The sequence below is a fragment of the Streptomyces sp. NBC_00775 genome (genome assembly GCF_036347135.1).
In the GTDB taxonomy this organism is placed as follows: Bacteria; Actinomycetota; Actinomycetes; order Streptomycetales; family Streptomycetaceae; genus Streptomyces; species Streptomyces lutosisoli.
The window spans coordinates 9,811,099-9,834,965 of sequence record NZ_CP108938.1; the positions used below are offsets into that span (position 1 = coordinate 9,811,099).

General features: G+C 72.3%; 17 protein-coding genes. 11 read left to right on the plus strand and 6 right to left on the minus strand.

Going from position 1 to position 23,867, the window contains the following annotated elements; genetic code table 11:
- Positions 1–9: 9 nt before the first annotated feature.
- Both OIC96_RS43595 and OIC96_RS43600 read right to left on the minus strand, forming a co-directional pair.
- Positions 10–816 (minus strand): ABC transporter permease, encoded by an 807-nt coding sequence (locus tag OIC96_RS43595; RefSeq protein ID WP_330302520.1) that lies wholly within the window; start codon positions 814–816, stop codon positions 10–12.
- Positions 813–1,742, minus strand: a complete 930-nt coding sequence (locus OIC96_RS43600; protein ID WP_330302519.1) for an ATP-binding cassette domain-containing protein — start codon at positions 1,740–1,742, stop codon at positions 813–815. The genes OIC96_RS43595 and OIC96_RS43600 overlap by 4 nt, the downstream gene beginning before the upstream one ends.
- 218 nt (positions 1,743–1,960) lie before the next feature.
- Here OIC96_RS43600 and OIC96_RS43605 point away from each other — a divergent pair, with 218 nt between their 5' ends.
- From OIC96_RS43605 to rfbH, 5 genes are all read left to right on the plus strand, one after another.
- Positions 1,961–2,998: a ketoacyl-ACP synthase III family protein gene (locus OIC96_RS43605; RefSeq protein ID WP_330302518.1), complete on the plus strand. Its 1,038-nt coding sequence runs from the start codon at positions 1,961–1,963 to the stop codon at positions 2,996–2,998.
- Between the two features lie 93 nt (positions 2,999–3,091).
- A complete protein-coding gene (locus OIC96_RS43610; RefSeq protein ID WP_330302517.1) occupies positions 3,092–9,589 on the plus strand; it encodes an acyltransferase domain-containing protein in 6,498 nt (2,165 codons plus the stop codon).
- Between the two features lie 16 nt (positions 9,590–9,605).
- Positions 9,606–10,796 carry a nucleotide disphospho-sugar-binding domain-containing protein gene (locus OIC96_RS43615; protein WP_330302516.1) on the plus strand — a complete coding sequence of 397 codons (1,191 nt, stop codon included), beginning with the start codon at positions 9,606–9,608 and terminating at the stop codon, positions 10,794–10,796.
- Positions 10,793–11,743, plus strand: coding sequence for an NAD-dependent epimerase/dehydratase family protein (locus OIC96_RS43620; RefSeq protein WP_330302515.1), 951 nt, complete (start codon positions 10,793–10,795; stop codon positions 11,741–11,743). Before OIC96_RS43615 ends, OIC96_RS43620 begins: the two co-directional genes overlap by 4 nt.
- Before the next feature lie 4 nt (positions 11,744–11,747).
- Positions 11,748–13,043: a lipopolysaccharide biosynthesis protein RfbH gene (rfbH, locus tag OIC96_RS43625; RefSeq protein ID WP_330302514.1), complete on the plus strand. Its 1,296-nt coding sequence runs from the start codon at positions 11,748–11,750 to the stop codon at positions 13,041–13,043.
- 60 nt (positions 13,044–13,103) lie between these two features.
- Here the strand turns inward: rfbH and OIC96_RS43630 are convergent, their stop codons facing one another.
- Genes OIC96_RS43630 through OIC96_RS43645 form a run of 4 tightly spaced genes read right to left on the minus strand, consistent with a single transcriptional unit; the run spans position 13,104 to position 17,212 of the window.
- A complete protein-coding gene (locus OIC96_RS43630; protein ID WP_330302513.1) occupies positions 13,104–14,258 on the minus strand; it encodes an acyl-CoA dehydrogenase family protein in 1,155 nt (384 codons plus the stop codon).
- A complete protein-coding gene (locus OIC96_RS43635; RefSeq protein ID WP_330302512.1) occupies positions 14,188–14,790 on the minus strand; it encodes a flavin reductase family protein in 603 nt (200 codons plus the stop codon). Before OIC96_RS43635 ends, OIC96_RS43630 begins: the two co-directional genes overlap by 71 nt.
- Positions 14,787–15,785: a Gfo/Idh/MocA family protein gene (locus OIC96_RS43640; RefSeq protein WP_330302511.1), complete on the minus strand. Its 999-nt coding sequence runs from the start codon at positions 15,783–15,785 to the stop codon at positions 14,787–14,789. Before OIC96_RS43640 ends, OIC96_RS43635 begins: the two co-directional genes overlap by 4 nt.
- On the minus strand, positions 15,782–17,212 hold the full coding sequence (locus tag OIC96_RS43645) for an NDP-hexose 2,3-dehydratase family protein (protein WP_330302510.1): 1,431 nt from the start codon (positions 17,210–17,212) through the stop codon (positions 15,782–15,784). The genes OIC96_RS43640 and OIC96_RS43645 overlap by 4 nt, the downstream gene beginning before the upstream one ends.
- A gap of 214 nt (positions 17,213–17,426) precedes the next feature.
- Between OIC96_RS43645 and OIC96_RS43650 the strand changes: the two genes are divergently transcribed.
- The 6 genes from OIC96_RS43650 to OIC96_RS43675 are packed head-to-tail and all read left to right on the plus strand — an operon-like array spanning position 17,427 to position 23,857.
- Positions 17,427–18,695 (plus strand): beta-ketoacyl-[acyl-carrier-protein] synthase family protein, encoded by a 1,269-nt coding sequence (locus OIC96_RS43650; protein ID WP_330302509.1) that lies wholly within the window; start codon positions 17,427–17,429, stop codon positions 18,693–18,695.
- Positions 18,692–19,915: a ketosynthase chain-length factor gene (locus OIC96_RS43655; RefSeq protein ID WP_330302508.1), complete on the plus strand. Its 1,224-nt coding sequence runs from the start codon at positions 18,692–18,694 to the stop codon at positions 19,913–19,915. The genes OIC96_RS43650 and OIC96_RS43655 overlap by 4 nt, the downstream gene beginning before the upstream one ends.
- Positions 19,916–19,951: 36 nt before the next feature.
- A complete protein-coding gene (locus tag OIC96_RS43660) occupies positions 19,952–20,209 on the plus strand; it encodes an acyl carrier protein (protein ID WP_330302507.1) in 258 nt (85 codons plus the stop codon).
- The gene (gene accA, locus OIC96_RS43665) at positions 20,206–21,906 is read left to right on the plus strand and encodes an acetyl-CoA carboxylase carboxyl transferase subunit alpha (RefSeq protein WP_330302506.1); all 1,701 of its coding nucleotides are present in this window, start codon (positions 20,206–20,208) and stop codon (positions 21,904–21,906) included. The genes OIC96_RS43660 and accA overlap by 4 nt, the downstream gene beginning before the upstream one ends.
- A gap of 4 nt (positions 21,907–21,910) precedes the next feature.
- A complete protein-coding gene (locus OIC96_RS43670) occupies positions 21,911–22,438 on the plus strand; it encodes an acetyl-CoA carboxylase biotin carboxyl carrier protein (RefSeq protein WP_330302505.1) in 528 nt (175 codons plus the stop codon).
- Between the two features lie 6 nt (positions 22,439–22,444).
- The gene (locus tag OIC96_RS43675) at positions 22,445–23,857 is read left to right on the plus strand and encodes an acetyl-CoA carboxylase biotin carboxylase subunit (protein ID WP_330302504.1); all 1,413 of its coding nucleotides are present in this window, start codon (positions 22,445–22,447) and stop codon (positions 23,855–23,857) included.
- Positions 23,858–23,867 lie beyond the last annotated feature (10 nt).

The window sequence follows — 23,867 nt, forward strand, 5'->3', positions numbered from 1 at the left end:
TGAACTCCCTTACCGCTCGCGGTGATAGGCGCGCAGTGCCAGCGGGGCGAACACCACGAAGAGGACGGCCGACGCGATCAGCGTCTTCGTCACGGGTTCGCCCACCGGACCGCCGACCAGCAGACCGCGGATCGAATCGGCCAGCATGGACACCGGGTTGAGTTTCACGATCGCCTGGAGCCACCCCGGCATGGTCTCCACCTGGACGAAGGCGTCGCTGATGAAGGTCAGCGGCAGCATGATCCCGAAGGCCAGCGCCTGCACGTTCTCCGGATCCTTGGCCAGCAGCCCGGCGAGCACCGACGCCCAGGACAGTGCGAACGAGAACACCAGGAGCAGCAGGAACATCGGGATCAGCTGACCCCAGCTCGTCTCGATCCGGAAGCTCAGCAGCATCCCGAAGGCCAGCAGCAGCACCACCGACCACACGAGCATGACGTAGTCCGCGAAGATCCTGCCGATCAGCGGTGCGGTACGGGAGATCGGCAGGCTGCGGAAGCGGTCGAAGAGCCCCTTCGTCACATCGGTGTTCATCCCGATCGCGGTGCGCGCGGTGACCAGGACGGTGCTCTGCACGATCAGCCCGGGGACCACGAACTGCAGATACGCGTGGCGTGAGCCGGCCATCTGACCCGCGAGGACGAAGGCGAACAGGAAGACGAAGATGACCGGCTGGATGCCGACCTCGACGAGCGTCTCCGGACTGTGCTTGATCTGCACCAGCTGCCGCCAGGCGACCGTGGCACTCTGCTGCACGGCCGCGGCCGGGCCGCGGCGACGGGCCACCCGGTCCGTGGGTTCGGCGATGGTCGTCATACCGGTGCTCCTGTCGTCAGCTGCTTGAACACCTCGTCGAGGCTCGGCTCGCGGATGGACAGTTCGGTGACCGCGATCCCGGCGTCGTCCAGGCGCCGTACGACCGCGTACAGGGCCGCCGTGTCGCTCACCCGGGAGGTGACGGTGTGGCCGTCGACCGCATGGCCGCCGGTCACCTCACTCACGATGGCCGCCACCCGGTCCAGGTGCGCGCCGTCCAGCGGGCGTACCTGGAGCGTGGGCCTGCCCACCTCGCGCTTGAGGATCTCCGGCGTGCCTCGAGCCACGACGGAGCCGTGGTCGATGACCACGATGTCGTCGGCGAGCTGGTCGGCCTCCTCCAGGTACTGCGTGGTGAGCAGGACGGTCACTCCCCGGCGCACCTCCCCGCGGATGATCTCCCACAGCTGGTCACGGGCGTTGGGGTCGAGGCCCGTCGTCGGCTCGTCCAGGAAGATCACCTTGGGGTCGCCGACCAGACAGGCCGCCAGGTCCAGACGCCTGCGCATTCCTCCGGAGTACGTCTTGGCGGTGCGGTCGCCGGCATCGGTGAGACCGAAGCGCTCCAGCAGGCTCAGCGCCGTGCGCCGGGAGTCGGCCCGCGACCGGCCGAGCAGCCGGCCCAGGAACACCAGGTTCTCGACGCCGGTCAGGGTGTCGTCGACGGAGGCGTACTGCCCCGTCAGGCCGATGATGTCGCGGATCCGGTCCGGGGCCTTCGCCACATCGTGCCCGTGGACGAAGGCCTGCCCGCCGTCCGGGCGCAGCAGAGTGGCGAGGATGCGTACGGCCGTCGTCTTGCCGGCCCCGTTCGGACCGAGCAGGCCCAGCACGGTGCCTTGCTCGGCCGCAAGGTCCACGGAAGTGAGCGCGACCGTCTCGCCGAAGCGCTTGGCCAGGCCGACGGCCTCAATCGCGGCTGTCACAGGTCTGTTTCCCTTCTCTTTCCCTCCCCTGAGGGCAGCCCGTGGGGAGAGCCCGGGGGAGGGGGGTCGGATCGGAGGCTAGGGAGCGGCACTTACACGCGGCTGACACGGGCCTGACGCGAGTGTGGGCGGCAGCCCTCGATCGACGTTCCAGCCCCGCTTGAGTGGTGCGGGTGAGTCTGACCCGGACATTGAGGGGACCGTGCCGGGAGGCCTGCGTGCGAGTCGGCGACATCTACATCGATGCACTGGGGACATGGCTCCCCGAGCCCTACAGCGCGGAGCGTGCGGTACGCGAAGGGCTCTACGAAGCTGTGGACTTCGAGGAGAACGGACTGCTCGCGGCACGGGTCGCGGGCCCCGACGAGGCGCCGGCGGAGATGGCGGTCCGCGCGGTGCGGCAGCTCGCGGAGCGCCGCGGCTCGGATCTGTCCGACGTGGACCTCCTGGTGCACGCCGGTTCGTCCTGGCAGGGCCCGGAGGGCTGGCGGCCCGCCTCGTACATCCAACGCAAGACGGTGGGCGGCACCGGCCCCGCCTGGGAGCTCACCATGGGCTGCCTCGGCGGACTGACCGCCCTGGAGGTCGCGGTCGGCTTCCTGCGCGGCGACGGGTCACGGCGCACGGTGCTCTTCACCTCCGCGGACAACTGGTCGTCGCCCGTGGTGGACCGCTGGAGGTCCTTCCCCGGTGTCATCCTCGGCGACGGCGCGTCGGCCCTCACCCTGGGCAGGGGCACCGGGTTCGCACGGCTGCTGTCGGTCAACACCGGCGGCGTCCCCGACCTGGAGGGCATGTACCGCGGCAGCGAGCCCCTGTTCCCCGGCACCTCCCTGCAACGCGCCCCGCTGGACTTCCGGCTGCGGGCGACGGCGTACAAGGAGACCGAGCAGGCCAGCTCCGAGGCGATGATGCTGTCCGCCAAGGTCCAGCTGGAACTCATCGACCGCAGCCTCGAAGAGGCCGGCATCGGCCGCTCCGACATCACGCGTGTCGCCTACGTCAACTACGCACGGCTGGCGACCCAGATGTGGCTGCTCGATCCGCTCGGCATCCCGATGTCGACCTCCACCTGGGAGATCGGCCGGCACATCGGGCACATCGGCCCGAGCGACCAGCTCGTCTCCCTGGACCGGCTGCTGTCCCACGGTGAACTCGGCCCCGGAGACCACGTCCTGCTCGCCGGGCTCGGCCCGGGCATGACCCTCGGCAGCGCCGTGCTGGAGATCGTCTCCCGGCCCTCCTGGCTCGACTGACCTCCGGACACCGGACCCCGGATTCCGCACCACGCTCCCCGCTAGCAGAAAGGCTCTGTGATGGCCGACTCGCCGTCCGACGGTCGTTCGACCATGCCCATCGCCATCGTCGGTATCGGGTGCCGCTTTCCCGGCGCGCGCGGAGCCGACGCGTTCTGGTCGCTGCTCCGCGCGTCACGCGATGTGATCTCCGAGGTTCCGGCAGACCGCTTCGACGTCAACGCGTTCCACGAACCGGGCCCCGTCAAGCCCGGGAAGATCAGCACGCGGTACGGCGGATTCCTGGACCACGTCGACGAGTTCGACGCCGTCTTCTTCGGGGTCGCGCCGAAGGAAGCGGCGCACATGGACCCGCAGCAGCGCCTGCTCCTGGAGACGACGTACGACGCGCTGGTGGATGCCGGGATCGCCGCCGACACGCTCGCCGGCAGCAGCACGGGTGTCTTCGTCGGCCAGCTCACCGCCGACTACTGGGACCTGCTCAGCCGGGAGAGCGACCTCGACATCTACGCCAACACGGGCACGACCCGCGCGGTCACCTCGGGCCGGGTCTCGTACGCCTTCGATCTGCGCGGGCCCAGTCTGACGCTCGACACGGCCTGTTCGTCGGCCCTGACGGCGGTGCACCTGGCCTGCGAGAGCCTGCGCAAAGGCGAGTCGTCCCTCGCCCTGGCCGGCGGAGTCAACCTCGTCCTCCAGCCGGAGCCGAGCATCACCTTCTCCCAGGCCGGAATGCTGGCGCCCGACGGCCGGTGCAAGTTCGCGTCGCCCGCCGCGGACGGCTTCGTGCGCAGCGACGGCATCGCGACGGTCGTCCTGAAACGGCTGGACCAGGCGGAGGCCGACGGCGACGACATCTACGCGGTCGTCCTCGGCTCGGCCGTGACCAGCGACGGCGAAGGCAGCGGCTATCTGCTCACCCCCTCGGTGGAGGGCCAGGAGAGGACCCTGCGCTCCGCCTACCGCAACGCCGGCGCCGACCCCGCCGCGGTGGGCTACGTCGAGGCCCACGGCACCGGCACCGCCATCGGCGACCGTGTCGAACTGACCGCGCTGGCCCGCGTCCTGGGCGAGAACCGCCCCGCCGGCGAGCCGTGCCGGGTGGGCTCGGTGAAGACCAACATCGGGCACACCGAGGCGACCGCCGGACTCGCCGGGCTCATCAAGACCGCCCTGTGCCTCAAGCACGGGCGGATTCCGGCCAGCCTGCACGCCGAGACCCTGACCGACTCCGTCGACTGGGACGAACTGCCGCTGGTCGTCCAGCGCGAGCCCGCCGTCTGGGAAGCGCGGGGACCGCGGCTCGCCGGAGTGAGCTCCTTCGGTATCTCCGGCACCAACGCACACGTCGTCCTGGCCGAGCACACGCCCGCCGCGCCCGAGGCCAAGGAGACGCAGCCCGCACCGGACGCCGAGGACGAGACCGGCCCGGTGCTGCTGCCGCTGTCCACCCGTGGCCCGGCCGCGCTGCGCCGGGCGGCCGCGGACCTGGCCGACTTCCTCGGCCCGGACGGCGCGGGGCGCGAGATCCCGCTCCGGGACATCGTGGCGACCGCCGCCACCCGCAGGCAGCACCTCGACAGCCGGGTCGCCGTGGTGGGCGGCTCGCACGACCAACTCGCCGAAGCCCTCCGGGCGTTCCACGACGGAGCGCTGCCCTCGGGAGCCGGTCGCGCGGCCGACGACGTCGAGGACAAGCCCGTCCGTACGGTCTTCGTCTTCCCCGGCCAGGGTTCGCAGTGGGTCGGCATGGGCCGGGAGCTGCTCGCCACCTCGCCGGCCTTCCGCGAGGCACTGACGCGCTGCGACGAGGCGGTACGGGCCGAGACGGGCTGGTCGGTCCTGGACCGTATCGCCGACGACGCGCCGCTCACCGAGATCGACGTCATCCAGCCCACGCTCTGGGCGATGGAAGTGGCCCTCGCACACCTGTGGCGGTCCTGGGGAGTCGAGCCCGACGCGGTCGTCGGGCACAGCATGGGCGAGGCGGCCGCGGCGTGCGTGACGGGCGCGCTGACCGTCGAGGACGCGGCGGCCGTGATCTGCCGGCGCAGCCGTCTCCTGCGGCAGGTCGCGGGCCAAGGAGCCATGGCCTTCGTCGAGTTGACCGCCGAGGAGGCGGAGCGGGAGATCGCCGACCACGCCGACCGGGTGTCCGTCGCCGTGATCAACGGCCCCACCTCCACCGTGCTGGCGGGCGACCCGGGAGCGCTGGAGGAGATCCTGGACCGTCTGAAGCAGCAGGACGTCTTCGGCCAGCCGATCAAGGTGGACGTCGCCTCGCACAGCCCCCAGATGGATCCCCTGCGCGAGCAGCTCCTCGACGAACTGTCCTTCGTACGGCCCCGTTCCGGCAGCGTCCCGTTGCACTCCACCGTTCTCGACGAGGTGCTGGACGGCTCCCAACTCGGCACCGGCTACTGGGCGATGAACCTGCGGGAACCGGTGCGCTTCGGTCCCGTGGTGCAGGGGCTGCTGAACACCGGACGCACGCTCTTCATCGAGATGAGCCCCCACCCGGTGCTCGTGCCCGCGGTGCTCGAATGCCTCTCCCTGGCCGGGGAGAACGCCGGCGTAGTGGTGCCCTCGCTGCGCCGGGACGAACCCGAGCGCGCGACCCTGCTGGACGCCGTGGCCACGCTGTACACGGCGGGTGTCCCCGTCGACTGGCACAGCCTGGGCCATGAGGGCAGCCCGGTACGGCTGCCCAAGTACCCCTGGCAGCGGAGCAGCCACTGGTACACGCCGAGCCGGCCCGCCGGAATGCCCCTCGTGCGCGGGGCGGCCGCCCCGGGGCATCCCCTGCTGGGCGCACGGCGGACGGGCGGGCCCGACCTCGTCCGGGAGGGACGGCTGGACCTCGCCGGCACCAACGCCTACCTCGCCGACCACCAGGTGCAGGGCGCCGCCCTGCTGCCCGGCACCGCGTACGTGGAGATGATGACCGCGGCGGCCCGCGAGGCGCTCGCACCCCACCAGCCCGCCCTCACCGAACTCGGCTGCCACCGGGCCATGTTCCTGCGCCCCGGCGAAGAGCCACTCGTCCAGGTGCGGATCAGCGGGGCCGGTTCACCGGACCCACGTATCGAGGTCCGCAGCAGCGTGGACGGCGAGCCGATGATCGTGCATGCCACGGCGCGGATCCTCACCGACGGCCCGGCGCCGCGTACAGCGGACGACACCGTGGCGTCCCGGTCGGCGGCCCGCGAACGGGCCACCGGCCACTGGAGCGGAGCGGACTTCTACGCCGACTCCGCGCGCAGCGGCAACATCTGGGGCCCGGCGTTCCAGGGGATCACCGAACTGTGGCGCAGGGACGGCGAGGCGCTCGCCCGGGTGCAGACGCCGCCCGCACTCCGTACGACGGCCGACGCGCAGATTTTTCACCCCGCCCTGCTGGACGCCTGTGCCCAGGTCCTCTCGGCCACCGTCACCGGGCAGGACGGCGCCGTGTCCGAGGTGTTCGTGCTGGCGAGCATGGACCGGGTCAGTCTGTACGGCAGCCCCCGGGGACCGCTGTGGAGCCATGCCGTGCGCACGTCCCGGGACGACGTTTCCTACGTCGGGGACATCACCGTCACCGACGAGGACGGCACGGTCTTCGCCGAACTGCACGGCGTACGGCTGCGCTACCTGGAACGCGAAGGCGTCCGGCCGAGCGACGCGAACCCGCGCGCACGCCACGGCAGCACCCCGGACGACGACCGGGAACTGTCCGAGTGGCTCTACGAACTCGACTGGCGGCCCGCGCCGCGCCGCGCCGGAGGGGAACTCCCGGACGGCCCCTGGCTGGTCTTCGCGGACCGGCACGGCATCGGGACGGCGCTCGCCGAGCGACTGACCGCGGCGGGGCGGACCTGCGTACGGGTGTCCGCCGGTGCCGCCTATCGCCGGCTGAGCGACACCGCGGTCGAACTGGACCCCGGCTCCCCGGACGACTACCGCAGGCTGCTGAGCGAGCTCGACCAGTCCGCGCCGTGGCGGCTCGTCCACCTGTGGAGCCTTGACGACGGCCCCGCCCACCACGCCTGCCACGACGTACTGCGCCTCGCCCAGTCCTCCGGCCGGCTGCGGGCCGGCATCGCCGGGTACTGGCTCGTCACACGGGGCGCGCAGACCGCCGTCGACACCGACCGCGTCCAGGCACCGGCCCACGGCGCCGTCTGGGGAATGGCCCGGGCGATGGCCCGCGAGCACCCCGGATGGGCCGTGCGGCTGGTGGACCTCGGCGCGGCGGACGGCGCCGACGCCCTGCTCGGCGAGCTCACCGAGGACGGGACCGAGGACCAGATCGCGCTGCGCGCCGGCACCCGGCTCGCCGCCCGGCTGGTACGCAGGCCCTGGCGCCGGGAGAGCCGGCCGAGTCCGGCCGCGACCGGCCCCTCGCAGAACCTGCGGATGTCCGTCGAGGCACCGGGAGTTCTCGGCGAACTGAGCTTCGCGCCCGCCGAACGGACCGCACCCGGGCCCGGTGAGGTCGAGCTCCGGGTCGACCACGTGGGGCTCAACTACCGTGACGTACTCCTCGCGTTGGGGGCCCTGCCGGACTCCGCGGGAGCACCGCTCGGACTCGAGTGCAGCGCCACCGTGACCGCGGTCGGCGCCGAGGTCACCTCGGTCCGCGAGGGCGACGAGGTCGTCGCCGTCGTCGAGGGCGGCCTCGCCCAGTACGTACGGACGTCGGCGCACATGGTGGCGCGTCGTCCCGCCGGACTGTCCGCGGCGGAGGCCGCGACACTGCCCATCGCCCTGGTCACCGCCTACCACGCGATGTTCGACGTCGCCGGACTGCGCGAGGGCGACCGGGTACTCATCCACTCCGCGACCGGCGGGGTCGGCATGGCGGCGCTCCAGCTCGCGCGCTGGAGGAACCTGGAGATCTACGCCACCGCCGGCAGCCCCGAACGGCGCGCCCTGCTGCGTGCGATGGGCGTGCGGCACGTCGCCGACTCGCGCTCCCTCGCGTTCGCGGACATGGTGCGCGAGGCGACGCTGGGGGAGGGCGTGCACGCCGTCCTCAACACGCTCAGCGGGCAGGAGGCGATCTCGGCGAACCTCTCCCTGGTCGCCTCGCATGGCACCTACGTCGAGTTGACGAAACGCGACCTCTACGCGGGCACCCCGATCGACCTGCGACCGTTGCTGCGCAATGTCTCCTTCTCCGTGGTGGACGTGGTGGACATGCTCCAGCGCCGGCCGCGGATGGTCGGCGAGGTGCTGGCCAAGGCGCTGCGGCTGGTCGCGGCGGGTGAGCTCGGCCCGCTGCCGTACCGCGTCTTCCCGGCCGCGCGGGCAGCCGACGCCTACCGGGAGATGGCCGCGGCGCGGCACACTGGCAAGGTGCTCGTCGCCCTGGACGGCAGCGAGGAACAACCCCGGGCCGAGGGCCCCGGAGGGCGACGCGGGCGGACGCCCGCCGCGAGCGGCGCCGAACACCCGCGGATCAGCTCCGACGCGACCTACCTCGTGAGCGGCGGACTGGGCGGCCTGGGACTGGAGGTGGCGCACTGGCTGGCCGACCGGGGAGCGCGGGAACTGCTCCTGCTCGGCCGGACCCCGCTCGCCGCGGACGGATCGCCCGACGTACGTCTGGAGGGCCTGCGAAGCCGCGGGGTCAGGGCCGACTACGAGGCGCTCGACGTGGCCGACGAGTCCGCCCTCCGCGACGTCCTCGCGCGACGCGCGTCCGCCGGGCGGCCACCGGTCCGCGGTGTCGTCCACGCCGCCGGAGTGGTCCTGTTCAAGAGCCTCGACGAGACGACCCGCGAGGAACTCACGGGCTCGCTGCGGCCCAAGGGGGACGGCGCGCTCGCACTGCACAACGTGCTCGATGGTGCCCCCGACGGCGCTTCGCTCGACTTCTTCGTCCTGTTCTCCTCCGGATCCTCCATCCTCGCCTCCCCTTTGCTGGGCGCGTACGCGGCCGGGAACGCCGCGCTCGACTCCTTCGCCCGGTGGCGCCGGCAGGCCGGACTGCACGCCCTGTCGGTCAACTGGGGCTTCTGGTCCGAGGCGGGCCTCGCGGCGAAGTTCGACCAGGAGCAGGGCCGTCCGCTGGCGCCGGCCGGAATCGCCACCTTCACTCCGGCGCAGGGCCTGCGAATCCTGGAACGGCTGCTCGCCGAGGACGCGACCGAGGCCATGGTGATGCCGGCCGACTGGGAACGCTGGGCCGCCACCTACCCGGAGGCGGCGTCGGCCGCGCTCCTGACGGAGGTGCTCGGCCGCGACCTGCCCGCCGCCGTGCCGACGCCGCCGCCCGCGGACCGGCACGGCCCCGTCCCGGCGACCGAGCCGCACGTCGAACCCGAGCCGCGGCCCGAGCCCGAACCCGCGTCCGGCGGACGGGACATGGGCGAGTACCTGACCCGGAAGATCGCGGAAGTGCTGGGACTGCCCCTCGACCAGGTCAGCAGGAACCGCCCGCTGAACCGGCAGGGCATGGACTCGCTGATGGCGGTCGCGGTGCGCACCCGGGTGCAGGAGGAACTCGGCGTGACGATGTCGATGGCCAAGATGCTGGGCGGCCAGACCATCAGCGAACTCGCGGGCGAACTGGCGGCCGATGTGACGGCCGGTACGGGGTCGTGACGGGGAGGCGTGGACCATGCGCGTGCTGTTGACCACCTGGGCCGCACCGGGGCATCTGTTCCCGATGGTCCCACTGGCCTGGGCTTTCCAGGCCGCCGGACACGAGGTACGGGTCGCGGGCCCGCCGTCCTGCCAGGACGCCATCACCCAGGCGGGGTTGTCCGCCGTCGAGGCCGGCGACCAGGCCGCGATCGCCGGGCTGCCCAAGCCGCCGGAGCTGGCGGCCTGGGGGCGCCCGGCCCGCTGGCCCAGCGGATGGTCGGCCGACCTCGATCTGCTGGACACCGGGCAACGCCGGGTGATCCGCGCGCTGTACGAGAAGCAGTGTGCCGTCGCCGGCCTGATGCTGGACGACCTGATCGCCTTCGGCCGCTGGTGGCGCCCCGACCTGATCGTCCATGACGTGCTCTCGATGGCCGGACCCGTACTCGGTGCCGTGCTCGGGGTGCCGGCGGTCGGCCACGGCTGGGAGATCGGCAGCACTCTGCACCCGCCGACCGGTGACTCCGACGCCGAACCGCTGCCCGCCTACCTCGGCCTCTTCGAGCGGTACGGCGCCGAAGTCGCCGAGCCGGTCGGCTGGGTCGACCCGTGCCCGCCCTCGCTGCGGCCCCCGGACGGCCGCCCGGTGCGGCGGCTGCCGATGCGGTGCGTGCCGTACAACGGCTCGGGCCGCCAGCCCGGTTGGCTCGCCGAGCGCGGCCGGCCCCGGGTCTGTGTGACCGCTGGAGTCGCCGGCGCCCGCTACCGCGACCCCGGCGGGCCCGACGTCCTCGCGCTGACTCTGGCGTCACTGGCCGCCACCGAGGCCGAGATCGTCCTGGCGCCGAGCGGTCCCGTCGCGGAGGAAGGGCTGCCGGACCAGGTGCGCGTCGCCCGCGGGATCCCGTTCCGCATGCTGCTGCCCACCTGCGACCTCGTGATCCACCACGGTGGCGCGGGCACCGCGCTCACCGCGGTCGTCCTGGGCGTCCCGCAACTCGTCGTACCGCCCTCACCGATCTGCACGGAGATCGGCCACGGGATCGTGCGCGCCGGCGCGGGCGCGATGCTCGACCGTCTCGACAGCACCGAACTGCTGCTGAAGACGGCCACCGAGATGCTTGCGGCGCCCGAGCCCTACAGGGAGGCCGCGGAGCGGGTGCGCTCGGAGACGGCGGCGCTGCCGTCCCCGGGCGCCCTGGCGGCCGAACTCGGGGCGTTGTGAACGCGCCCGGCACCGTGAACGCCGTGGTCGTCGGCGGCAGCGGCTTCCTCGGACGGCACATCTGCGCCGCCCTCGCCGTCCGCGGCGCCCACGTCCTGTCGGTCGCCCGCCGCCCCGCGCCCGGGGTGCCGTCCGCCCGGATCGACCTCGTCGGCGGACCGCCGGCCGCGCTCGCCGACGTACTCGTCGACCATGGCGCGACCGTCGTCGTGAACGCCGCCGGGGCGGTGTGGAACTACGACGACCGAGCCCTGGACGAGTCCAACGTCGTCCTCGTGGAACGGCTGCGGGACGCGGTGGCGAAGGTGCCGCACCGGGTGCGCGTGGTGCACCTCGGCTCGGTCTTCGAGTATGCGATGCCCGAGCCCGGCCACCACCTCACCGAGGACGCGCCGCTGAACCCGTCGACCGCGTACGGCAGAACCAAACTGCTGGGCAGCCGGATCGTTCTCGACGCCACCCGGGCGGGTCTGCTGGACGGTGTGGTGCTCCGCGCGACGACGTGCGCGGGGCCCGGGCTGCCGCGCGCCGGTCTGCTCGGCCGGGTCGCCGCCGAGCTGCGCACCGCCGCCCTGCGCGGCGAACCCGCGGTGATACGGCTCGCGCCGCTCACCGCCGAACGCGACTTCGTGGACTGCCGCGACCTCGCCGAAGCCGTGGCCGCCGCCGCGACCGCACCCGTCGCCGGACGGGCGGTCAACATCGGCAGCGGTACGGCCGTGAGCGTGCGCCGACTGGTGGACCTGCTCGTCTCCGTGAGCGGAGTGCCCGCCACGGTCGTCGAGGAGGGCTCCGCCGGCGGGCGCAGCGCCGGGGTCCACTGGCTCGCCGTACACACCGGGCTCGCCGAGCGGCTGCTCGGCTGGCGCCCCCGGCACAGCCTGGCCTCGACGGTCGAGGCGATGTGGAGCGAGGCCATCACCAACGCCGAGGAAGGGCCTGACTGAGCCGATGGACATACGCAGCGCAATGCTGGAACTGACCCGGAAATTCCACCAGGAGCAGACCGAGGAGAGCTTCGTCCCCGGAGAGACGGCGATCCTCACCTCGGGTGCGGTGCTGGACGAGGAGGACCGGGTCGCCTTCGTCGAAGCGGCTCTGGAGATGACGATCGCCGCCGGGTCGCGCGCCCGGACCTTCGAGAGCCGGTTCGCCCGCGCCATGAAGGTGCGCAAGGCGCATCTGACCAACTCCGGTTCCTCGGCCAACCTCCTCGCGCTCAGCGCCCTCACCTCGCCGCAGCTGGAGGACGCCCGCCTGGTCCCCGGCGACGAGGTGATCACGGTGGCCACGGGCTTCCCGACGACCGTGAACCCCGTCCTGCAGAACGGCCTGGTCCCGGTCTTCGTCGACATCGAACTGGGCACGTACAACACGACGCTGGAGCGGATCGAGGAGGCGATCGGACCGCGCACCCGCGCCATCATGGTCGCGCACGCGCTCGGCAACCCCTTCCAGGCGGCCGAGATCGCCGAACTCGCCTCCCGGCACGACCTGTTCCTCGTCGAGGACAACTGCGACGCCGTCGGCTCGTACTACCAAGGACGCCTCACGGGCACCTTCGGCGACCTGTCGACCGTCAGCTTCTATCCCGCCCACCACCTCACGATGGGCGAGGGCGGCTGTGTACTGACCGGCAATCTGGCGCTCGCGCGGATCGTCGAGTCCATGCGGGACTGGGGGCGCGACTGCTGGTGCGAGCCCGGCGAGGACAACCGCTGTCTGCGCCGCTTCGACTACAGCTTCGGCACGCTGCCGCGGGGATACGACCACAAGTACGTGTTCTCGCACGTCGGTTACAACCTCAAGACCACCGATGTACAGGCGGCGCTCGGCCTGAGCCAGCTGCGCCGGCTGGAGGAGTTCGGCACGGCGCGGCGGCGCAACTGGCAGCGGCTGCGCGATGGGCTCCAGGACGTTCCGGGGCTGCTGCTGCCCGAGGCGACGCCCGGCAGCGACCCCAGCTGGTTCGGCTTCGTGCTCACCGTGCTGCCCGACGCGCCGTTCACCCGCAGTGCCCTGGTGACCTTCCTGGAGGACCGGAAGATCCGGACCCGCAGGCTCTTCGCGGGCAACCTCACCCGCCATCCCGCCTATGAGGGGCGGAACTTCCGGGTGGTCGGGGAGCTGACCAACAGCGATGTCACCACCGAGGCGACCTTCTGGATCGGTGTGTACCCCGGTATCACCCCGGAGATGGTCGACTACATGGTCGCGTCGATAAGGGAGTTCGTGGCCGCGGCCTGACCGGGCGCGCGGACGCGGAAGGGGGCGGCCACCGGCCGCCCCCTTTGCTGTGCCCGGGTGTCACTCCTCGCCGAGCGCGTGCTTGGCCCACCCGTCCGCGTTCACGTCCGGCTGGAGCGCGGCGTGCCCCGCCATGCAGTGCACGTCCCGCCACCCGCGCTGCACCGGGCTCGACTGGTCCTGGCCGCGGGCGCCGCTCATCCGCAGCAGCCCGTTCACCGAGTCGAGGAGCAGATCGACCGCGACCGAGTAGTCGCGCGTCGCGCGCAGTGCCAGCTCCCGGGTGACCTCCGCGCCGTCGGCCTCGGCCGCCGCGCGCTCGACGAGCAGCCGGGCCGCGTCCAGGTCCGCCGCGGCCCGGGACAGCGCCATGCGCACCCCCGGACGAGCGCTGCTCCTGACCCCGTAGATCTCCACGCGCTGCGCGGTCCAGCCCGTCCAGTGGGCGAGCATCCCCTCGACGGCGCCGATCCCGGGTGCCACGAAGAACAGCCCGTTGATCAGCTTGTGGGGGACCCGGAGGGCGCGCGGGAGAGCGGGGTCCGCGTGGCCGGTGAGCACCGAGCGGTGTTCGAAGGTGCGGTGCGCGGGCACGAAGACGTCGTCGACGAGCACGCTGTTGCTGCCCGTGCCGCGCAGCCCGACGTTGCGCCAGGTGTCCAGCACCGTGTAGTCACGGCTCGGCAGGACGAAGTGACGCAGCGCCGGCACGCCGTCCGGGCCGGGGACCGCGCCGCCCACCATCGTCCAGTGCGCGTGGTCCACCCCGCTGGCGAAGCCCCAGGTCCCGCTCACCCGCCAGCCGCCCGGCACCTCGCGGACGGTCCCCGACGGCGCGAAGGACCCGGCGAGCGGCACGTCCGGTCCATCGCCCCACAGCTCGTGCTGCCCTTCCTCGGGCAGATGCGAGCACATGCGTGCCACCGCCGTGAGCACCCCGCCGCACCAGGCGGCCGACATGCAGCCGGTCCCCACCGTGGCGAGCGCCCGGGTGAGGTCCTGGACCGACTCCGGCACGGCGGCCGAGCCGCCCCACCGCTCGCCCACGAAGTGCCGGGCGAAACCGGCACTCACCAGTGCCTCCGCGACAGCGGGCGTCAGCCGGTCGGTGGATTCGGCAGCGGCCGCGGACTCGGCGGCGAGCTCAGCCACCTTGCCCGCGGCCGCCGCCAGCCCCGTGTCCGCCGGGGGAGCGGTGGGCGTCGTGTTCGTCATGGGCATGGGTCTCCGCCTCTCGGGTCTGACTGTGTGGGGATCCGGTCTGCAGGCCGTGGAACGCGCGGGCGAAATAGACCAGCGGCCGTCCCGCGAAGACTTCGCAGCGGCGCACCAGACCGACCAGGATCACGTGGTCCCCGGCGTCGATCCGACGGTCGAGTTCGCATTCGATCCTGGCCACCACGCCACCCAGCAGCGGCACCCCGCGCAGGCCCTCGGAGGCGGGCAGACCGTCGTATTTGTCGATGTTCTTGGTGGCGAACCGCTGGGCCAGGTGTGCCTGGTCCTCGCGCAGCAGATGTACGGCCATCACCTCCGCCGTGTCGAACGCCGGCCGGCAGTCGGCCGTGCGGTCCAGACAGACGAGGACCAGCGGCGGTTCGAGCGACAGCGACGAGAAGGCCGTGGCGGTGAACCCGCGCCGCACCCCGGCCGCGTCGACCGTGGTCACCACCGCGACCCCGCTCGGCCACCGGGACAGCGAGTCGCGCAACAGGATCCGGTCCACACCGGTGGACGCGGTGGTCATGGCGGGCTCCCCGGGCCGCTGCGCGCGGCGTCGCGTACGGCGTCGACCAGTTCCGCCTGCCGTACGGCAGCCGTACGTTCGGGCGCCGGGTCCCCGTCGCCCAGGGCCAGCGCTGCGAACCGGCCGGCGATGTTGGCGAACTGGTCGTCGGCGGCGAGGGTCAACTCCTCGACCCGGTCCTGCCGTTCGACCCGCAGCACGGGCCGGTGCGTGGGGGGAGGAGTGAAGGCGCGGTCGAGGACGATCCGTCCGCCGCTGCCCCACAGGGTGTACGCGGAGCGGTAGGCGTGCCGGAAGCCGAAGGACACGTGGGAGGTGACTCCCGTGTCGCCGCGCAGCAGCGCGTCGCCGGCCACGTCGACCCCGTACGACTCGTCGGTCGTCAGGGCCGCGCCGATCGCCGACACCGCGCCGCCCAGCAGGAGTTGGGTGACCCGCAGGGTGTAGACACCCGCGTCCAGCAGGGCGCCCCCGCCGAGCTCGGGCCGGTGCCGGATGTCCGGTGCGGGCAGCGGAGGGAACCCGAACTCCGCGGTGATGGACCGGAGTTCACCTATCTCGCCGCGTTGCAGCAGGGCGGCGACCGTGGCGTGCTGCGTGTGGTGGAGGAACATGAAGCTCTCCATCAGCACCAGCTGCCCCTCTTCCGCGAGGGCGGCCAGATCCCGGGCCTCCTGGGCGCCGGTGACCATCGGCTTCTCCACCAGGGCGTGCTTGCCCGCCTTCAACGCCCGTGCCGTCCAGGGCGCGTGGAGCGCGGGAGGCAGCGGTACGTACACCGCGGCGATGTCGTCGCGTTCCAGCAGCCGCTCGTAGCCGTGCACCGCGGCCGCGCCGAACCGGGTCGCGGCCGCCTCGGCGCGTTCCCGGTCGCGGCTCGCGACCGCGGCGATCTCGACCGCCGGGTTGCGGGCCATCGCGGGCAGCATCCGGCGCATGGCGATGCCGCCACAGCCGAGCACTCCGATCCGCAGCGGTGCTCCGCGCCCGGTCACCACAGGCTGTGCAGACAGGCGACGAGGCTGCGTGCCTGGACGTTGAGATAGTGACTGTGGCGCAGCAGCCGCGTCACCTGATGCATCGTCAACCACCGGTATCCCTCGGGCTCGTGGATGGGGAAGTCGTCCTCGACCTCGATGACCGTGTAGCGGCACTCCGCGTGGTGGAAGCGGCCGCCCTCCTCGGACTGCACGGCGTCGAAGCGCACCCGCTCCTGGGGTGCGCCGGTCACGTGGTCGAGGAACCGTGGCCGGTGGCCGTCCGGCAGGCCCCGGTAGTTGTCCGGGGTGCACTGCACGGTGGGTGCCAGCTCGATGCCGTGCAGATGGCCGCCCTCGGGCCGGGCGTGCAGCAGGACGTGCAGCACCCCGTCGATGTTCTTGACCAGCAGCGCGGCGAGGCCCAGACCGTGCGGGGCCAGCAGCGGCTGCGTCCAGTTCAGCACCTCGCGGCTGCCCGCCGTCACCCGGGCGCCGATGATCGAGAAGTGCCGGCCCTCGGCGTGAGAGATCGCGTCCGCGGTGCGGTTCCAGCCCTCGATCCGGTTCAACGGGACGCGCTCGGTGCGCAGTTCGTGCCGGGCCGTGGTGTCCGTGAACCAGCTGAGCACCGCGCGCGGGGGGTGCAGGGCGCCCTCCTGGGGTGCCAGCGAGCGGCGCAGGGCGGCGCGGAAGTCGCCGTGCGGCCCCGGCGCCGGTGCTCCGGTCGGGCGGGCGAACGGGACACAGGACAGCACCGTCCTGGCGTCCATGTTCACCATGTTGTCCATCCGCAGGAGTTCCTGGATCTCGCCGATCGTCATCCAGCGGTAGTCGTCGTGCGGCGGCACGTCCTCGGTCGTCTCGACCACGATGTTGCGGTTGCGCTTGCCGAGGAACCAGGAGCCCTGTTCGGACTGCAGGACGTCGACGAGGACGTCGGACCGGCCGGGCTCGGTGAAGTACTCCAGATAGCGCACGCTCGAACCGCGGTGTACCCGCTTCTGGTTGCTGCGGGTGGCCTGCACGGTCGGCGACAGCTGGACCACGTTGACGTTGCCGGGCTCCATCTTGGCCTGCATCAGACAGCGCAGGACGCCGTCGGTCTCCTTGACGACGAAGCCGAGCATGCCGATCTCGGGCTGGTTGATGATGGGCTGGTCCCAGCGCGGGACCTTCCCGTAGTCGCTGTGCACCCGGTGGCCCTGGACCGTGAAGAACTTGCCGCTGCGGTGGACGAGATCGCCCGTGTCCGCCGCGAAGGACCACTCCTGGAGCTCGTCGAAGGGGACGCGCGTCACCTCGAAGGTGTGCGCGTCCCGGCGCGCCGTCAGCCAGTTGAGCGCGGCCTTGACGGACGCGCGGTCCTCGGTGGCCGCCGCCGACTCGGTGAACCGGGCGTCCGGGCCGGGACTGTGCCCGGCCGACAAAAGGTCACGTGCCATGCCTCACCTCGCTGGAGACCGCTGTATGGAGGGCGAGCGCGCTCGCGGGGCACACCGTGGCAAAGGCGTCTAGCGCGCGCCTCGACGCCGACTCGAATCGAACCGGGAGGCGGGCCTTCTACTTGCGTTCGAGGTCGCCTCAAGCGGTGCCCCGAATGCTTCGGGGCACCGCATGGAAAGCCGGATCCACTTCAGATATCGGGGGATGAACAGCATGGCCCGAGACGTAGTGATAACGGGTGTCGGCGTGGTCGCTCCAGGCGGAATCGGCAGCAAACCGTTCTGGGACCTGCTGGTCTCCGGCCGCACCGCGACCCGTACCATCACCCATTTCGACGCCTCGCCCTTTCGTTCGACCGTGGCCGCCGAGTGCGACTTCGACGCGGAGACGGAGGGCCTCACGGCCGAGGAGGCCGGCCGGCTCGACCGGGCCACCCAGTTCGCGCTGGTGGCGACCCGCGAAGCGGTGGGCGACAGCGGCCTCGAAACCGGGGAACTCGACCGTTACCGCACGGGCGTCACCATCGGCAGCGCCGTCGGCTGCACCACCAGCCTGGAACGCGAGTACGTCGTCGCCAGCCACGGCGGCCGTGACTGGCTCGTCGACCCGGACCTCGCGGTCCCGCACCTCTACGACTACTTCGTGCCGAGCTCGATGGCGGCCGAGGTGGCCTGGGCCGTCGGCGCGCAGGGCCCGTGCTCCGTGGTCTCCACGGGCTGTACCTCCGGACTCGACGCCGTCGGCCACGCCGTACGGCTCATCGAGGAGGGCTCGGCCGACGTCATGATCGCGGGCGGCACCGACGCGCCCATCTCACCCATCACCGTCGCCTGTTTCGACGCGATCAGGGCGACCACGCCCCGCAACGACGAACCGGCCACCGCCTCCCGCCCGTTCGACCGCAGCCGCAACGGCTTCGTGCTCGGCGAGGGCTGCGCGGTCTTCGTCCTGGAGGAGCGGGAGCGGGCACAGGCCCGCGGCGCCCATGTGTACGCGGGCGTCGGCGGGTTCGCCTCACGGTGCAACGCCTTCCACATGACGGGGCTGCGCCCGGACGGCAAGGAGATGGCCGCCGCCATCGAGACGGCCCTCGTGGAGGCCGGGGTGACGGCGGACGAGGTGAGTTACATCAACGCGCACGGCTCCGGCACCAAGCAGAACGACCGGCACGAGACCGCCGCGTTCAAGAAGGCGCTGGGCGACCACGCCCGCCGTACGCCCGTCAGTTCCATCAAGTCGATGATCGGCCACTCGCTCGGTGCGATCGGCTCCGTCGAACTCGCGGCCTGCGCGCTCGCCATCGAGAACGGCGCGGTTCCACCGACGGCCAATCTGCACGAGCCGGACCCGGAATGCGACCTGGACTATGTGCCGTTGGTCGCACGTGAGGCGCGGCTCGACGTCGTCCTCAGCGTCGGCAGCGGATTCGGCGGCTTCCAGAGCGCGATGGTGCTCACCCGGCCCGGTCGGGCGCAGCGGTGAACGCAGCCGTCGTCACGGGCATCGGAGTCGTCGCGCCGAACGGTCTGAGCACCGAGGAGTACTGGAGCGCCGCCCTCGCGGGCCGCTCCGGCATAGGCCGTATCACCCGCTTCGACCCCGAGCGCTACCGTGCCACCCTGGCCGGCGAGATCCGCGGCTTCGACCCCGCCGCCCATCTGCCCAGCCGGCTGATCCCCCAGACCGACCACTCCACCCGGCTCTCCCTCGTCGCCGCCGACCAGGCCATCCGTGACGCCGGCCTGGACACCGGGCAACTGCCCGAGTACGGCGTGGGCGTGGTCACCGCCAACAGCGCGGGCGGTTTCGAGTTCGGGCACCAGGAACTCGACAACCTGTGGCGCCAGGGACCCGAGTACGTCAGCGCGTACCAGTCCTTCGCCTGGTTCTACGCGGTCAACACCGGCCAGATCTCGATCCGGCACGGCCTGCGCGGCCCCAGCGGAGTGCTGGTCGCCGACGAGGCGGGCGGCCTCGACGCCCTCGCCCAGGCCCGGCGCCTGCTGCGCCGTGACCTGAACGCCGTGGTCACCGGCGCGGTCGACGGATCCCTGTGCCCCTGGGGCTGGATCGCCCAGACCGCGACCGGACAGCTGAGCGCGGCGCAGGACCCGGCACTCGCGTACCGCCCGTTCGACGAGGAGGCCGCCGGTTTCGTCCCGGGCGAGGGCGGCGCGATCCTGGTCGTCGAGGACGAGGCGGCCGCCCGCAAACGCCACGCTCCCCAGGTCCACGGCAGGCTCCTCGGATACGCCGCCACCTTCGACCCCAAGCCGGGCACCGCACCCGCCGACGACACGTCGGCGCTGCGCGGGGCGATCGAACTCGCCCTCGCCGACGCCGGTGCCGCACCCGATGACATCGATGCCGTCTTCGCCGACGCGGCCGGCATTCCGCACCTCGACCGGGCGGAGGCCGCCGCGCTCACCGCGGTCTTCGGTGAGCGCGAGCTCCCGGTCGCCATCCCCAAGACGCTGACCGGCCGGCTGTGCGCGGGCGCGGGACCACTGGACGTCGCGACCGCGCTGCTCGCCCTGCGCGACGGCGTCCTTCCCCCGGCGGCGCACACCCGGCCGTCGCCCCGGTACGGGCTCCAGGTGATCGTCGACCGGCCGCTGGAGCTCCGTATGGGCGCCGTGCTGGTCGTCGCCCGCGGCCTCGGCGGCTTCAACTCCGCGATGGTCGTGGGCGCGTCCCACTGAGCCTCGCCCCGCTCAGCAATCCAGAGGAGAAATGCCATGCCAGAGCTGACCCTTGGCGAACTCGCCCGCATCCTGCGCGAGTGCGCGGGCGAAGGCGAGAGCGCCGATCTCGACGGGGAGTTCGCGGACGTCCTCTTCGCCGACCTCGGATACGACTCGCTGGCCGTCCTGGAGACCGCGGCCAGGCTGAAACGGGACTACGGCGTCGACCTGACCGACGACGAGGTCAACGAGGTCGGCACGCCGGGCAGGCTCCTCGAACTGGCCAGGCGCCAGATCGCCGCGACTTCATGACCGCCCCCGCCGACACGACCGCGGTGGCCGCCGCCTGGTGGCTGTGCGACCACTGCCGGCGCCCCGTCTACGCCAAGCGGCTGGCCCGGTCGGCCGGCGTGTGCCCGGAGTGCGGCCACCACCGGCGGCTGTCGGCGCGGGAGAGACTCGATCAGCTTCTCGACCCGGGGTCGGCCGACCTCCTCAGCGCGCCGCGCACCACCGACGACGCGCTCGGCTTCACCGACACCCGGCCCTACCACGAGCGGCTGGCCGAGGCCCGGGAACGCACGGGGCTCGACGACGCCGCGATCGCCGTCCGCGGCCGTATCGGCGGTGTCGAGGTGGCCCTCGTCGCCATGGAGTTCGGCTTCATGGGCGGCAGCCTCAGCGGCGGCGTCGGTGAACTCATCACGCTCACGGCCGAGACGGCCCTCACCGAGCGGCGGCCACTGATCATCGTCTGCGCGTCCGGCGGCGCCCGGATGCAGGAGGGCCTGATCTCCCTGATGCAGATGGCGAAGACCAGCCAGGCCCTGCTCGCCCTCGACGAGGCCGGCCTCGCCACGGTCTCCGTCATCACCGATCCGGTGTATGGGGGAGTGGCCGCCTCGTTCGCCACGCTCTGCGATGTGATCGTGGCCGAGCCGGGGGCCCGCATGGGCTTCGCGGGACCGCGCGTCATCGAGCGCACCATCAACGAGCGGCTGCCGGAGAACTTCCAGCGCGCGGAGTTCCTGCGCGAGCACGGCCAGGTCGACGTGGTCGCTCCGCGCGGTGAGCTGCGCGCGACCCTGACCCGGCTGCTGGGCGCGCTGGGTCCCGCGGAGCACGTCGAGCAGGAGGAGCCCCACACGCCGGACTCCGTCCTGCTCACCGACCCGGAACAGGTCCCCGACCTCGACCCCTGGCGGGCCGTCCGGCTGGCCAGGAACCTCGAACGCCCCACCGCCCTGGACTACATCGGCCTGCTCGTCGAGGACTTCCAGGAACTGCACGGCGACCGGCTCGGCGGTGACTGCCCGGCCACGGTCGGAGGAGTCGGTCTGTTCGGCGGCCGGCCCGTGATGGTGATCGGCCAGCAGAAGGGACACACCGCGGCGGCGCTGCGGGAGCGGAACTTCGGCATGCCGGTGCCCGCCGGTTACCGCAAGGCCGCCCGGCTGATGCGGCTGGCAGCCAAGGTGGGCATCCCGGTGCTCACGCTGGTCGACACCAGCGGCGCGTACCCGGGCGTCGAGGCGGAACGCGGCGGCCAGGCCGTGGCCATCGCCGAGAACCTGCGGCTGATGTCCGGGCTGCCCGTGCCGATCGTCACCGTGATCGTCTCGGAGGGCGGCAGCGGAGGCGCTCTCGGGCTCGCGGTCGCCGACCGGGTGCTGGCACTGAGCAACGCCGTCTACTCGGTGATCAGCCCTGAGGGATGCGCCGCGATCCTGTGGCGCGACCCGGACGCGGCCCCCCTCGCGGCCCGCGAACTCGGGCTGCACGCACGGGAGTTGCTTGCTCAGGGGGTCGTCGACGGAGTCGTCCCCGAACCCGAGGGTGGTGCGCAGAGCGATCACCGGACCACGGCGGAGCGCCTCGCCGGAGCTGTACGGCCGCTGCTCGAAGAACTGACAGAGCTGACCACCGATCAACTGCTGGCCAGGCGGCGGGCCCGGTTCCGCGTGTTCGGAAGCCAGACACCGCCCGACCGCCCGGTACCAGAGAGGTAGTGAGATGCCCACGCCCGACAGCGTTGCCACCCTCGACGCTCTGATGAGCGACGGACGCCCCGACACCCTTCCCACGGTTCTGGAGGCCGCCAAGACGAGCATGATCGAGCTCTTGTCGGAGGCTCCCGTTCCGCCCTCCGCGGTCCGCGTGTCCGTCGGCCCGGTCACCATCGAGATGGACTGGCCGAACGCGGCCCCGTCGGCGGCCGCCGCACCGGCACCCGACGTTCCCGCGTCGGCCGCACCGGCCCCGAGTGCCACGGCACCGGCCGGACAGCCACCGCTCGACCACATCCACGCCCCGACGGTCGGGGTCTTCTACCGGGCGCCCGAACCCGGCGCCAAACCCTTCGTGACCGAGGGGGACACGGTCGTGCCCGGCCAACAGGTGGGCCTCGTCGAGGCGATGAAGCTGATGATCCCCATCGAGTCCGACCGGCACGGCGTCATCGACGAGTTCCTCCAGCCCAACGGCGCCCTGGTCGAGTACGGCGACCCGCTGTGCTCTCTCGTCCCGGCCGACGGGCGGTGAGGCGCCGTGTTCCGCACCGTCCTCATCGCCAACCGGGGTGAGATAGCGCTGCGCGTCGCGCGCGCCTGCCGGGAACTGGGCATCCGGGTCGCCGTCGTGTACTCCACCGAGGACACCGACAGCGAAGTCGTACGGTACGCCGACGAGGCGGTCCGTATCGGCCCCGGAGCGGCCCAGGCCAGTTACCTCAGTATCCCGGCCGTCATCGAGGCCGCCCGGCGCACCGGGGCCGACGCCATCCACCCCGGCTACGGATTCCTCTCCGAGAACGCCGACTTCGCCGAGGTGTGCGCCGCCGAGGGCATCACCTTCATCGGCCCGCCCCCGGAGGTGATGGAGGCGCTGGGGGACAAGTCCACCTGCCGCGCCCTCATGGCCGATGCCGGGCTGCCCCTGCTGCCCGGCACCCTGGACCCCGTCTCCTCGTCCCGCGAGGCCGAGGCGCTCGCCGCCGAGATCGGCTTTCCCGTGGTGGTCAAGGCGGTCGCGGGCGGCGGCGGCCGCGGTATCGGAGTGGCGTACGGCGCGGACGAGTTCCCCGCCGTCTACCGGGAGACCCGGCGTCACGCCGCCGCCGTCTTCGGGGACGGCAGGGTCTATCTGGAGCGCTATCTGCAGTCCGCGCGGCATGTCGAGATCCAGGTGCTCGCCGACCGCTACGGCAACGTCATCCACCTCGGCGAGCGCGACTGCTCGGTGCAGCGCCGCCACCAGAAGCTGATCGAGGAGGCCCCGGCACCCGGCCTGGACCAGGAGGTCCTCGCCGCGATGGCGGAACACGCCGTCCAGGGCGCCAAGGCCGCCGGCTATGTGGGCGCGGGCACCTTCGAGTTCCTCTACGACGGCAGCGGCCGCTTCTACTTCATGGAGGTCAACTGCCGTATCCAGGTGGAGCATCCGGTCACCGAACTGGTCACGGGCATCGATCTGGTCCATGAGCAGCTGTGGGTCGCCGCGGGCCATCCGCTGCGGATCGGCCAGCAGGACATCGCGCCCCGCGGCTGCGCCGTCGAGTGCCGCATCAACGCCGAGGACGTCGACCGGGAGTTCACACCGACCCCCGGAGTCATCGACGAACTCGCCCTGCCCTCGGGCCCGTTCGTGCGCGTGGACACCCATGTGCGCCGAGGCTCGCGCATCTCCGTCTTCTACGACCCGCTGCTCGCCAAGGTCACCGTCTGGGCACCCGACCGGGAGCTCGCGCTGGCCCGGATGGGCCGGGCCCTGGACGAGGTCCGTGTCGACGGCAAGGGCATGCGTACCACGGCGGGTTTCCTCCGCTCGGTCGTCGACAGCGACGAGTTCAGCACGGCCCGGCACGACACCGGGCTCGTCGGCCGGCTCCTGGAGCCGGGACCGGCCGCCCGAGGGACCCAGGACCTGGGTCCCGCACAGGTGAAACCACCGAACGCCTCGTAGGGAAGGTTCA

Excerpts from the sequence above, each read along its gene's own strand:
- OIC96_RS43595 (WP_330302520.1), bottom strand. The coding sequence starts at position 816 with ATGACGACCATCGCCGAACCCACGGACCGGGTGGCCCGTCGCCGCGGC.
- OIC96_RS43610 (WP_330302517.1), top strand. The coding sequence starts at position 3,092 with ATGCCCATCGCCATCGTCGGTATCGGGTGCCGCTTTCCCGGCGCGCGC.
- OIC96_RS43615 (WP_330302516.1), top strand. The coding sequence starts at position 9,606 with ATGCGCGTGCTGTTGACCACCTGGGCCGCACCGGGGCATCTGTTCCCG.
- rfbH (WP_330302514.1), top strand. The coding sequence starts at position 11,748 with ATGGACATACGCAGCGCAATGCTGGAACTGACCCGGAAATTCCACCAG.
- OIC96_RS43630 (WP_330302513.1), bottom strand. The coding sequence starts at position 14,258 with ATGACGAACACGACGCCCACCGCTCCCCCGGCGGACACGGGGCTGGCG.
- OIC96_RS43635 (WP_330302512.1), bottom strand. The coding sequence starts at position 14,790 with ATGACCACCGCGTCCACCGGTGTGGACCGGATCCTGTTGCGCGACTCG.
- OIC96_RS43645 (WP_330302510.1), bottom strand. The coding sequence starts at position 17,212 with ATGGCACGTGACCTTTTGTCGGCCGGGCACAGTCCCGGCCCGGACGCC.
- OIC96_RS43650 (WP_330302509.1), top strand. The coding sequence starts at position 17,427 with ATGGCCCGAGACGTAGTGATAACGGGTGTCGGCGTGGTCGCTCCAGGC.
- OIC96_RS43660 (WP_330302507.1), top strand. The coding sequence starts at position 19,952 with ATGCCAGAGCTGACCCTTGGCGAACTCGCCCGCATCCTGCGCGAGTGC.
- accA (WP_330302506.1), top strand. The coding sequence starts at position 20,206 with ATGACCGCCCCCGCCGACACGACCGCGGTGGCCGCCGCCTGGTGGCTG.
- OIC96_RS43670 (WP_330302505.1), top strand. The coding sequence starts at position 21,911 with ATGCCCACGCCCGACAGCGTTGCCACCCTCGACGCTCTGATGAGCGAC.